Source organism: Metabacillus endolithicus (genome assembly GCF_023078335.1).
Classification (GTDB): Bacteria; Bacillota; Bacilli; order Bacillales; family Bacillaceae; genus Metabacillus; species Metabacillus endolithicus.
Genome location: NZ_CP095550.1, coordinates 4,501,495 through 4,514,408, shown reverse-complemented (window position 1 = coordinate 4,514,408; position 12,914 = coordinate 4,501,495). Strand labels below are relative to the sequence as shown.

Below are 12,914 nucleotides of genomic sequence, written 5' to 3'. Positions count from 1 at the left end.
ACGTTCTATGACAAATACATTAGAGGTTTATTAATGATAACACTCTAAGAGAGCCTAATATATATCTAAATACATTTGCTATTAAGGGGATAATTTAATTATTTATATACAACTAACCAATAATTATATCCCGTTTAAGTGGGTATTTAAGGATTAACGAATAAAGAAAGAGCAATCAGCATATACGCCAATTGCTCTTCATTGTTTTCATTACCACCAAATGATCGTAACGAAAGCTAAAACTGTTAAGCCAGCAACGCCTACACCTGAAAAAAGAAATAATGCTGGAGTTTCATGTCCTTTATGACTCATATGCATAAAGTAGTAAAGCTGGAAAATGACTTGAATAACCGCAAGAGTAATGATAAAAGGAATCTTGAACCATTCAGCAATTCCATCATATCCTACAGCAATAAATGCGACAATTGTTAAGAAAATCATCATGCCAAATGTTACAACCTGATGTTTCATATCCTCTGCATTTTTTTTACGACGATAAGCAAGATCTACTTTAGGGTTTGTTGAATTATGATTATTTGCCATCAGTTTATCCCACCATTCCCATTAAGTATACAACAGTGAAAATGAACACCCAAACAACATCAATAAAGTGCCAATATAAACTTGCAACATAATATTTAGGTGCATTATACAAACTTAAGCCACGTTTTGCATTTCGAACAATTAAGGTAGTAATCCATAATAGACCAAAAGCAACGTGAAGTCCGTGTGTTCCTACTAGCGTGTAGAAAGAAGATCCAAGTGCACTACTAGTAATTGTGAATTCAAATTCATGGACATAATGATTAAACTCATAAATTTCCAAAATCAGGAATGCCAATCCTAATAGAACAGTAATGATTAACCAAAGTTGCATTTTACCAAAATTGAAGTTTTTCATATGGTACATTGCATATACACTAGTTAAACTTGATGTTAAAAGTAACATCGTTGCTGCAAATACAAGAGGAATTTCAAATAACTCTTGTGTGGTAGCCCCACCTGCAGTAGATTCTCTTAAAGCTAAGAATGTTGCAAAAAGAGTTGCAAAGAGTACTGTCTCTCCACCAAGGAATAACCAAAAGCCAGTAAATTTATTTTTGCCTTCAAGGGTTGACTTTTCAGGCGAAGCAGGGAAATTTTCTGCTGTTAATTTTTCTTCAACAGATGCCATTACGCTTTCCCTCCTTTATCTTCATTAAGTAAGTCCTCTTTATGGATATGATATCCATGATCATCAATAACAGAACGTAAGAACATACAAGCGAAAGTAATAATGAAACCTACAATGATCGCAGGAAGTCCCCAACTGTAATCTTCACGGTACATTAATCCAAATGATACAATAAATAATCCAAATGACATAATAAACGGTAGGATTGAACCGTTAGGCATATGAATGTCACCAAGTGGTTCTGCTGGTGTCATTTCTTTATTTCCTTCCATCTTCTCAATCCAAAGAGCATCTAATCCACGAACAAGTGGAGTTTGTTTAAAGTTATACTCAGGTGGTGGTGATGAAATCGCCCACTCAAGTGTACGACCGTCTCCCCATGGATCTCTTCCAACTTTTTTACCCTTTACTGCCGTGTAGACAATATTAATAAGTAAAAGAATTGTTCCAGCTGCCATTAAGAAAGCACCGATTGTACTAATAAAGTTCCCTGTATCTAACCCTTGACCAGGTAAGAATGTGAATACACGACGAGGCATCCCCATTAAACCTAAGAAATGTTGGATAAAGAAAGTTAAATGGAAACCAGTAAAGAATAAAACAAAGGTTACCATATTTAATTTTTCATTTAACAATTTACCAAACATTGTTGGCCACCAGTAAATGGCACCAGCAAATAATGAGAATACTACCCCACCTACAATTACATAGTGGAAGTGAGCTACTACAAAGTAACTATCATGGTATTGATAGTCAGCTGCAGCCATAGCAAGCATTACACCTGTTACTCCACCCATAACGAATGTAGGAATAAATGCTACAGACCATACCATTGGGGACGTAAATTTAATAGATCCACCCCAAATTGTAAATAGCCAGTTGAAAATTTTAATACCTGTTGGTACAGCGATTGCCATAGTAGCTACCGCAAAAATAGCATTTGCAATTGGTCCTAAACCAGTTGTAAACATATGGTGAAATTTAAACCATGAACCCAAGGAAACCAATTAAAACTGTAGCAAATACCATTGATGAATATCCGAACAAACGCTTTCTTGCGAAAACCGGAAGAATATCTGAGAAGATACCGAAAGCAGGTAATACTAAGATATATACTTCAGGGTGTCCAAAAATCCAGAAGATATGTTCGAAAATTACAGTGTTACCGCCTAAAGCAGGGTTAAAGAAAGCAGTACCAAATAAACGATCAAACATTAGAAATGCTAAACCTACTGTTAATGCAGGGAAAGCAAATAAAATAAGTGCAGAAGCTACAAATGTAGTCCATGTAAATAATGGCATACGCATGTAAGTCATTCCAGGTGCACGCATGTTAATGATTGTTACAAGGAAGTTAATCCCAGCTATCAACGTACCTAGACCTGAAACCTGTAATCCTAATAAGTAAAAATCAACACCATGTCCTGGTGATTCTAACGCTAAAGATGCATATGACGTCCAACCTGCGTCAGGTGCTCCTCCTAAAAACCAACTTAAGTTTAAGAAAACTCCACCAAAGAAGAATAACCAAAAACCTAAAGAGTTTAAGAATGGAAATGCTACGTCACGAGCACCAATTTGTAATGGTACAACCGCATTCATTAATGCGAATAATAAAGGCATTGCAGCTAAAAATATCATTGTCGTTCCATGCATTGTTAACACTTCATTGTATAAACCAGCACTAACAAAATCATTGTTCGGAACGGCTAGCTGAATGCGGATCATCATTGCTTCTAATCCACCAACAAGGAAGAAGAAGCCACCGGATATCAGGTAAAGGATAGCGATTTTCTTATGGTCTACCGTTGTGAGATAGTCCCAAAGAACAGCGCCGACCCCTTTTTTCTGAGTTAACGTGCTCACAGTGTTACCTCCCTTTTCATTTAGCTCTTAATTAATTACTTGAGACTTTAAGTCCCATTAAATATTCAGTTAGAGCATCCAACTCTTGATCATTCAATTCTGGATAAGTACCAGTCATTTTATTTCCTGGCTTGTATGCTTCAGGATCTTCTAACCAAGCACGAACGTTCTCAGCATTGTGTTCAAGAACACCTGCTACACGAGCACGCTCTCCAAATGTCGCTAAGTTAGGAGCAGTTCTTGCAGCTGCTGGTCTCTCATCAGTAGGAGAAACAGCATGACAAGCAATACATCCTTTTTCTTCAAATAATTGCTCACCTTGTTTTGCTAAATCAGTTGATGCAACTGCATTAGCATTTTCCATGCCAGAGATCCACTGGTCAAATTCGTCTCTGGAAATAGCTTTTACTTTAAAGTCCATTAATCCGTGTGAAGGTCCACAAAGTTCAGCACATTTACCATAGAAATACTCACCAGCTTGGTCAGCTCTTGCTGAATCAAACTTTAACCACATTTGGTTTACATTGTCTACGTTCGTATCCATCTTTCCACCAATTGATGGAATCCAGAATGAGTGCTTAACATCAGAAGCAATCAAGTTAAAGTAAACTCTCTCATCAGTTGGAACGACTAAATCTTGACTCGTAACTATTCCGTAATCAGGATATTCAAATTCCCACCAGTATAGATTTGCACGAACATTAACAACGATCGCGTCTTCTGGTTTACGGTTCTCATCATCGATAGCATCCACCTCTGCAAGTTTAAATGTTGCAGATACCACAGGCACAGCTAAGACAAGAAGTAACAAAATAGGAATAACAGTCCAAATGATTTCTAGCTTATGATTCCCTTCAACTTGTACAGGAATGTTGTCTTCTCCCATTTTGCTTCTACGGAATTTCATTACAACATAAATGAAGATTACCGTTACGATTGCAATAACGACGACCATAACTAAAGTACTTAATACCATGATGTCGTACTGCATATCCGCTACTTCACCAGCAGGTTTAAGCGTGGAAAGAAACGGTTCACCGCAGCCGGCTAAGACAAGCGTCATAACTGCGAAAAGTGAAAACAGACGCCATTTTGTCAGCCATTTTCTCATAGCCAAATCAAACCCCTCTTTCAGTAAATTAAAGTCCTATCAATTTTACAGGAACTCTTGTATAAATAAATTCTTTTTAAAGAAAGAATTTCACAATTAGATAATGGTGAATAACACCATTGATACAAACAAAATTGTTAAGTAGTTAATTGAATAGACGAACATTTTAGTTGCCCATTTCATTTCAATTTCTTTATTTTTAAAGCCTTTGATTCCAATTATTACCCACCCAATATTAAGAATGGTTGCTAGAATCAGAAATCCTACACCAAGCTCATATAAGTAAAATGGCAATGGTATTAAGCATGCAACCCATACCATAATTTGACGTTTCGTAACATCAAACCCATGAACAACAGGAAGCATCGGAATATTAGCAGCTCGATACTCTTCTGTTCTTCTCATTGCTAAGGCTAAAAAATGTGGTGGTTGCCAAATGAACATAATTAAAAATAGTACCCATGCCATAACACTTAAGTTAGAGTCAATTGCCGCCCATCCAATTAAAGGCGGGACAGCACCTGAAACACTTCCAATAACAGTATTAATGGTATATAAACGCTTAGACCACATTGTATACAAAAAGATATAAGTAACAACCCCTACCAACGAAATAATTGTCGCAGTGATCGTTGTCATAAGCATTAATGCAAATCCTACAGTTAACAGAAAGATTCCAATCCACAATGCATGCATTGGATTCATTTTTCCAGTAACAGTTGGACGTTCCTTTGTTCTTTCCATTAAATGATCAATATCCCTGTCATAATAATTATTAATTGCACAGGATCCAGCGATTACTAACGAAGAACCAAGTAATGTAAATAGTACGACATCAATATTAGCTAGGAATCCTTTACCACTAAAGTAGAGAGCAAGCCAAATACCAGTAAAGGTAGTTATTGCATTTGAGTTAACAATCCCTACTTTAATTAATGAAAGGAAATCCTTCCAGAGTGTCGTCTCACGTATATCATTTGAATGATGCTTAATTGCAGCCTCATCCAAAACTTTTGTATCTGCCAATTCATTACCTCCTTACCCAATATAACCTAATGTATTTAGGCTATTTCAATTTCCTTCACCTGTCTTTAAAATACTTGCTTTTGAAATAAACATTCTCTTCTATTACATATGATAACATAGTTAAGAGAAGTAAGATGAAGGCGGTTGCAACCTGCTAATTTTCTATATCTTATCATACTAAAAAAATAAACATTTAAAAACGGTCTACTTGATATTAAAACATAATTCTTTCTTAAATTGTGAATAATTTATGAAGTATTTTTGTCGAAATTGTGAAGCGATACATCTCCCTTGAACTATACTACTATACCAAGCCTTCCTATTTTATCATAATTTCCATTTCAATTCTTAGGAAAAAATAGTTATTGTAATAAAAATAATGGTACCTTCTATTTCTAGTAAACTCCTAATACATATTCAACCCCTTTAACGGAACAATAAATTATGATGACTATATGTGACACCCTTTTCATCAAACTTAAGAACTTTGTGAACATTTTACGTTATTTATTGTCTTTTTCTTGTACATTGTGTACGATACGGTGGAGTATTTTTTTCTAATATTTATCTCAATTGACTATACTTAAGTAGGTGAACATGTTGCAACGTGCTCTTAAATGGTTCGCCGTTTTGACAACAGTGATTATGTTGTGTGTTTTAATTGGCGGAGCTCTTGTTACGAAAACTGAGTCAGGTGCAGGATGTGGAGATTCTTGGCCGCTATGTCACGGCGAGCTTGTACCGAGTGAAATCACGTTTGAACTCGTTATAGAACTTAGTCATCGTTTGGTTAGTGGACTTGCTGGTATAGCTGTGTTAATTCTCTCAATATGGTCCTGGAAACAAATAGGTCATGTAAGAGAAACAAAGTTTTTAGCTATACTATCAATGTTTTTTCTAGTATTGCAGGCCTTAATTGGAGCTGCTGCTGTTATGTGGGGCCAATCAGATGCCGTTCTTGCTCTTCATTTCGGTATATCGCTTATTTCCTTTGCATCTGTATTGTTATTAACACTATTAATATTTGAAGTTGATAAGAAATTCGACTCAAAGACATTAATAATTGATAAGACTATGAAATTTCATATGGTTGGCATTATCGTCTATTCATATGTTGTCGTTTACACTGGCGCATATGTTAGACATAAAGGTGCAAGTCTAGCCTGTCCAGAATGGCCGATGTGCAGCGGACGAGCAGGTGGACTGCCGACTACACTGCATGAATGGATTCAAATGGGACATCGAATGGCTGCGGGCATTATTTTTATTTGGATAACATATACCGCATGGCGTGCATTTAAGTATCACAAACATCAAAAAATTATTTATAAAGGTTGGATGATTGCCTTTATTTTAGTATGTATGCAGGTAACATCCGGAGCATTTGTTGTTTTATCTGGGTTAAATCTTTTTGTATCGTTAGCTCATGCACTTATAATTTCATGTTTGTTTGGACTATTCAGCTATTTCCTTTTATTAGTTAGTCGTAGTAATTTAAATACTGAGGTTAGTTCAACAACTGAACATTCATTTTCCAAATAAAAAAAGAGGCCTTCGCCTCTTTTTTATTTTCTCTAAAGTATTGGTAGATTACCCTTTAGAAATTTCTATTAACAAATCACCAGATTGAATTCCCTCACCATTAGTAACATGAATATCTTTAACAACTCCTGTAAAGGGAGCTTGAACTGTAGTTTCCATTTTCATAGCTTCTGTAATGATTAAATGATCTCCTTTGTTCACTTTTTCACCTTTTTCAACTAACACCTTAATAACTGTGCCCGGCATAGTCGCACCAATATGATCTCCATTGTTTTTATCAGCCTTAAGCTTTGATACTACCGTAGATTGTATGTTTTCATCTTTAATCAGCACTTCACGGGGACCATTTAATTCAAAATAAACAACTCTATGTCCATCAGCTTGAGGTTCACCAATTGAAACAAGTTTCACTATTAATGTTTTACCTTGTTCAATCTCAACCTCTATCTCCTCACCTAATCTCATTCCATATAAAAAAGTTGGAGTATCAAGGACAGAAATATCACCATACATATCACATGTTTTAATATATTCAGAAAAGACTTTAGGGTAAAGAGCATTAGCAATTAGTTCAAAATTAGTTACAGGTCTTCCCAAACTATGAAATAACTCTTCTTTCATAGCTTGAAAATTTACTGGTTCAAGTTTTTCACCAGGTCGCTCGGTTATAGGTGTGCGACCTTTTAAAATGATTCGTTGTAATTCTTTAGGAAACCCTCCATGCGGTTGCCCTAAATACCCCTCAAACAATTCAATAACTGAATCTGGAAAATCCAGAGTTTCTCCCTTTTCAAAAATATCATCTTCATTTAGTTTATTTTGAACCATAAATAGTGCCATGTCGCCAACAACCTTAGACGAAGGGGTAACTTTGACTATGTCACCGAATAGATCATTTACTCTGCGGTACATCCCTTTTACTTTATCCCATTCATCACCTAGTCCAACAGCCTTTGCTTGCTGCTGAAGATTACTATATTGACCTCCTGGCATTTCATGCATATAAATTTCTGAATGTGGTGCGTTCATACCACTCTCAAAGTTAACATAATATTTCCTAACGTTCTCCCAATATTGTGAAAGTTGTTCTAATGACTGTATATCTATATTTGGTTGTCGCTCATATCCTTCTAAAGCATAATAAAGGGAATTCGCACTCGGTTGTGAGGTAAGCCTGCCATTGAACTTACCGCTACATCAACTATATCTACCCCAGCCTCAATTGCTTTTGAATAGGTAAAAATTCCATTACCACTTGTATCATGGGTATGAAGGTGGATTGGCAGATCAACTGCATCTTTAAGGGTAGATATGAGTTCATAAGCTGCTCTAGGTTTAAGTAAACCTGCCATATCCTTAATCGCTAGAATATGCGCACCAGCTTGCTCAAGCTCTTTTGCCATATTTTTATAATATTCCAGATTATATTTAGGTCTGCTTGAATCCAATATATCTCCTGTATAGCAAATAGCAGCTTCTGCAATCTTCCCAGATTTACCTACCTCATCAATTGCCAATGTCATTCCTTTAACCCAGTTCAAACTGTCAAAAATTCTAAAAACGTCAATACCCGCATATGCTGATTTTTCAACAAATTCCTTTATGACATTATCAGGATAATTTTTATACCCAACTGCATTTGATGCTCGCAGTAGCATCTGTAATAATACATTTGGCACCTTATCACGAATTGTTAATAAACGATCCCAAGGATCTTCTTTTAAAAAGCGGTAAGAAACATCAAAAGTTGCCCCGCCCCACATTTCCAAAGAAAATAAATGAGGTAACAATTGCGAAGTTGGTTCAGCTATATTCTTTAAGTCATTTGTTCTCACTCGTGTTGCAAGTAAGGATTGGTGTCCATCTCTAAATGTTGTATCTGTTAACAGCACTTGATTTTGATCCTTTATCCACTTAATAAGTCCTGAAGTTCCATGTTTGTCTAAAATTTGTTTCGTTCCATTTAATTTTTGTTCAGAGTACTTTACTTTTGGAACAACAGGTTTCTCAAACACAGGCTTCTTTTGTTTATCTATTCCAGGGAATCCATTTACAGTAACAGTTCCAATGTATGAAAGCATTTTTGTTCCCCTGTCTTTCCTTTTTGGAAAAACAAATAACTCCGGTGATGAGTCGATAAAGGATGTATTATATTTTCCACTTAAGAAATCCTCATGCTTTACTACATTTTCTAAAAAAGGAATATTTGTTTTAATTCCTCTTATTCTAAATTCCCTTAAATTTCTGACCATTTTAGATGCAGCTTGTTCAAATGTTAAAGCCCAAGTCGAAAGCTTTACTAGTAATGAATCATAGTGAGGAGTAATAACAGCCCCTTGAAACCCATTACCTGCATCTAAACGAACACCAAAGCCGCCACCAGATCGGTATGCCATAATTTTACCGGTATCAGGCATAAAGTTATTTAAAGGATCTTCTGTCGTTACCCTTGATTGAATTGCATAGCCATTTACTTTAATTTGATCTTGAGATTGAATGCCAATCTCTTTACTCGCCAGATTATGACCCTGAGCTATTAGAATTTGAGTTTGAACAATATCAATTCCTGTTATCATTTCGGTTATCGTATGTTCAACCTGAACACGTGGATTTACTTCAATGAAATAATAGTGATCTCCTGAAACTAAAAATTCAACTGTTCCTGCATTTAAGTATTTCACATTATCCATAAGCTTTACAGCATCATCGCAAATTCTACTACGAAGGTCCTCTGATAAGGAAACACTAGGTGCTACCTCAACAACCTTTTGATGACGTCTCTGGACAGAACAATCTCTTTCATAAAGGTGAACAGTTTTCCCGTCATGATCTCCAAATATTTGAACTTCAATATGCTTAGGATTTTCAATAAATTTTTCTACATAAACCTCATCGTTCCCAAAAGCTGCTTTCGCTTCAGATTTTGCTCGTTCATATGATTCTTGTAAGCTTTCTTTACTTCTTACAATTCTCATACCTCTTCCACCGCCTCCAAGTGAGGCCTTAATCATAAAAGGATAATCGTATGTATCTCCAAATTCAATCACTTCATCAAGGTTTGCTACAGGACCATCACTCCCCGGTATAACAGGTATATTGGCTAGTTCTGCTTGTTTTCTTGCCTTTACCTTATCTCCAAACATATCTAAATGCTCAGATTTAGGACCAACAAAAATGATTCCTTCTTCCTCGCATCTTCTAGCAAAATGAATATTCTCAGATAAAAAACCATAACCTGGATGTATTGCATCAACCTGATTATTTTTTGCGATCTCAATGATTCCTTCGATATCAAGATAGGCATCAATTGGTTTCTTTCCTTCTCCTACTAAATAAGCTTCATCAGCTTTATAGCGATGATATGATCCTGTATCTTCTTTCGAATAAATCGCTACTGTCCTAATATTCAACTCTGTACATGCCCGGAAAACCCGAATTGCTATTTCCCCTCTGTTTGCAACTAAAAGCTTATTCACTTTACCCATTAAATCATTTCCCCTCCTAAAACAAACAATTAGTTTGCAATTAGTATAACACATTAAAGAAAAATGTTATACAGAAAATCACTGACTATTTGACCTTTTAGACTAACACAGTAGGTAATTATCTTCAGAGTATAAAGAAAATACCCGTCAGACAGACATTTGTGACTGATGGGTATTTAAGTGAATTTTATCTTATTGAAGTATTCTTTGTTGTTTGAACAGGCTTGATTTCTTGTAATGGTTGATTATCCACTATAACAGGCTTCTTATACGTATCACGGTATGTTGTAAACATTGAAACATTTATAAGTAGTCCCATAGAAATAAGGAGCAAAAGAATAGAAGAACCTCCATAGCTTATAAACGGTAATGGAACGCCTGTAATCGGCAGCAATCCCGTTAACCCGCCTAAATTAATCATAGATTGAATGGCAATCATACTTGAAATACCAACGGCAAGCAAGGTACCAAAAGGATCTTGACATTTCCTGGCAATATAGAATCCTTTTATTACAATAAATGATAGTAGAATCAATACAAATAGGACTCCTAAAATTCCTAATTCCTCAGCAATGATAGACATAATAAAATCAGTATGTGATTCAGGTAAGTATCCATACTTTTGAACGCTTTGTCCCAAACCTAATCCTGTCAAGCCACCGGAACCAATTGCATAAAGAGAATTTACTAGTTGATATCCAGCTCCCCCTTCGTTTCCGAAAGGATCTAGCACACCAGTAAAACGACTCATCTGTTCATCGCTAAAAAATCCTTTAAGAATGATATACGGCAGCATCAATAAACAAAACAGCCCGAAAAGAGATATTAGCTTCAACATACTTTTTATCGCCATACCTGAGCAGACAATCATACAAATAGCAATCATCCCAATTATAAAAGCAGTTCCAAAATCAGGTTGAATGACAACAAAAAAGCAAATAAGTCCTGTGAAAATAAGCGGAGGAAGAACACCTCGTCCAAATTCATCTATATAAGACTGTTTCTTATCATAAACAGCTGCAAGATAAATGATTACACTTAGCTTCACAAACTCACCAGGCTGAAGGCTGAAACCACCTAACTTGATCCAACTTTGAGCGTTACCGGCTACATGCCCGATGAAAAATAAAGAGACTAAGAGTCCAATAGATCCAAAGACAATAAATTTCAAAATTTTACTATTTAAAAATGCTCTGTAAGGAAAAATCATCATTACAATAAATGCAAGACCGCCTCCAATAAGAGCCATTTTTTGCCTTTGAAAAAAATGATCTGGCTCAAAGCCATATCGTGCAACTGCAGTGATCATACTAGAACTATAAACCATAACAAGTCCAAATGAACATAACAGGATAACAGCTAATATTAATGAATAATCATATGATTTTATTATTTTTTTCATCATAATTATCTCTTCCTTACTTTAAAACATGAAGTAAATCTAGTTGTACCTTTATTTTACTATATCTTCGCTTTTTATAGAGGAAATTCCTTTAAAATCATCATATTTTTATCAATAAACTAAAAAAACTCAAACTATTACATGTGAGTTTGAGTTTTCAGTCAACTATTTTGTTGTAAATGCATCGTGTAATGCAGACAACTCTCTTTCAAGCGAATCAAGAAGTTCTTTTCCTTCACGTTCCTCAACTAAACCAAGCCTTACAGCGAAGTCTATTTCTCTAGATAAACCAAACATTTGTGTATCTAAAACCTCTTCATAAAGTGGACATTGAGGCATCGTTAAATTATCCATTTGAACCTTGATTAATTTCATGATTTTATCAGCATCTGCCTTAAGTACCGCAAGTGCCTTTTCTCGATGATTAACAGCAATCTCAGACGCCAATTTAATCCCTCCGTTTCCGAGCGATTACCCTATTCTATGTATTAATATTAAATCCATTGAAGGAAAAAAGCAAGGACAAACAGACTAAAGATTAAATAATCCTCTAAAATTTAAGCCTATTTGTTAATTCTTAAATATTATTATAATGGAATTAGATTTTTATAGGATAAAGCTAATGTATTTTTACACAAATGATGCTTACTTTCACAATGGAATTAATTCTAAAGCCCATTGAAAAGGATTGCTTTCTTAACATGTGACAAATTTTCCATAAAAGCTTATACTAGCGTTGTAAAGGGGTGTTCATAATGAATTCAATTATTATTATAAAAGGAAAGGTAAATTATCAAATTACCTTAGATCCAGGAGTTTGGATTTTCGATGATAGAAAAGTTGATTTGACAACTTATTTTCATACGGAACAGGAATCAAAAGATGAGTTAGAAGAGTATACGAAAGCGGTATCTAAACACTGGGAACGTGAAATTCGTGAAGGAGCTATTTACCCTCCAACACTTAAGACAGAACGTACATATGAAAAAGAAAAAATTTTGAACGGAACCTTTGGAATTCCTTTTAAACCCTTCCTTCAAAATGCAGAGTTCCAAGATGATGCAAAAGAGGTTCAATTTATTACAAAAGATCAGAAATACATCGTTTCACTCGGAGATGCCTCAGAGATGATCTTAGGGTTTAGCAAGAAAGGAAAACCTCTTAAAGAAGATGGTCCTATTCACGTTTATTATGGTGATGGATCAAATATTGATTCACCAATAAAGCATGTAAAGGAAATTATTGTTTCTTAATTCGTTAAGAAAAGGGCTGATCAAAGCCCTTTTCTTTTTGAGTAATTGTAGAACA

At 35.3% G+C, this 12,914-nt stretch carries 8 protein-coding genes and 2 pseudogenes; 2 read left to right on the top strand and 8 right to left on the bottom strand.

From position 1 onward, the window contains the following. Positions 1 to 210: 210 nt before the first annotated feature. The 5 genes and pseudogenes from ctaF to cyoE all read right to left on the bottom strand — a co-directional run bounded on the left by ctaF (position 211) and on the right by cyoE (position 5,177). Positions 211 to 543 carry a cytochrome c oxidase subunit IVB gene (ctaF, locus tag MVE64_RS22880; protein WP_098799408.1) on the bottom strand — a complete coding sequence of 111 codons (333 nt, stop codon included), beginning with the start codon at positions 541 to 543 and terminating at the stop codon, positions 211 to 213. Between the two features lie 4 nt (positions 544 to 547). Beyond that, on the bottom strand, positions 548 to 1,174 hold the full coding sequence (gene ctaE / locus MVE64_RS22875) for a cytochrome c oxidase subunit III (protein ID WP_098799407.1): 627 nt from the start codon (positions 1,172 to 1,174) through the stop codon (positions 548 to 550). Then, positions 1,174 to 3,040 (bottom strand): annotated as a pseudogene (locus MVE64_RS22870) (cytochrome c oxidase subunit I). Before MVE64_RS22870 ends, ctaE begins: the two are co-directional and overlap by 1 nt. Before the next feature lie 31 nt (positions 3,041 to 3,071). Further along, positions 3,072 to 4,151 carry a cytochrome c oxidase subunit II gene (gene coxB / locus MVE64_RS22865; protein WP_098799435.1) on the bottom strand — a complete coding sequence of 360 codons (1,080 nt, stop codon included), beginning with the start codon at positions 4,149 to 4,151 and terminating at the stop codon, positions 3,072 to 3,074. Between the two features lie 96 nt (positions 4,152 to 4,247). Further along, complete coding sequence (gene cyoE, locus MVE64_RS22860) at positions 4,248 to 5,177, bottom strand: heme o synthase (protein ID WP_247341511.1); 930 nt, start codon at positions 5,175 to 5,177, stop codon at positions 4,248 to 4,250. Positions 5,178 to 5,777: 600 nt separating this feature from the next. On the opposite strand from cyoE, the gene MVE64_RS22855 reads away from it, so the two are divergent. Further along, entirely contained in the window at positions 5,778 to 6,719 is a 942-nt protein-coding gene (locus tag MVE64_RS22855; RefSeq protein ID WP_231309741.1) for a COX15/CtaA family protein, read from the top strand. A gap of 48 nt (positions 6,720 to 6,767) precedes the next feature. On the opposite strand, the pseudogene pyc reads toward MVE64_RS22855, so the two are convergent. The 3 genes and pseudogenes from pyc to MVE64_RS22840 all read right to left on the bottom strand — a co-directional run bounded on the left by pyc (position 6,768) and on the right by MVE64_RS22840 (position 12,053). Further along, positions 6,768 to 10,204, bottom strand: a pseudogene (gene pyc / locus MVE64_RS22850) (pyruvate carboxylase). A gap of 187 nt (positions 10,205 to 10,391) precedes the next feature. Next, the gene (locus MVE64_RS22845) at positions 10,392 to 11,609 is read right to left on the bottom strand and encodes an FtsW/RodA/SpoVE family cell cycle protein (RefSeq protein ID WP_247341509.1); all 1,218 of its coding nucleotides are present in this window, start codon (positions 11,607 to 11,609) and stop codon (positions 10,392 to 10,394) included. Between the two features lie 162 nt (positions 11,610 to 11,771). Next, a complete protein-coding gene (locus tag MVE64_RS22840) occupies positions 11,772 to 12,053 on the bottom strand; it encodes an Fpa/YlaN family protein (RefSeq protein WP_098799401.1) in 282 nt (93 codons plus the stop codon). Between the two features lie 308 nt (positions 12,054 to 12,361). Between MVE64_RS22840 and MVE64_RS22835 the strand changes: the two genes are divergently transcribed. Further along, the gene (locus tag MVE64_RS22835; protein ID WP_247341508.1) at positions 12,362 to 12,859 is read left to right on the top strand and encodes a peptidyl-prolyl cis-trans isomerase; all 498 of its coding nucleotides are present in this window, start codon (positions 12,362 to 12,364) and stop codon (positions 12,857 to 12,859) included. Positions 12,860 to 12,914: the final 55 nt, after the last annotated feature.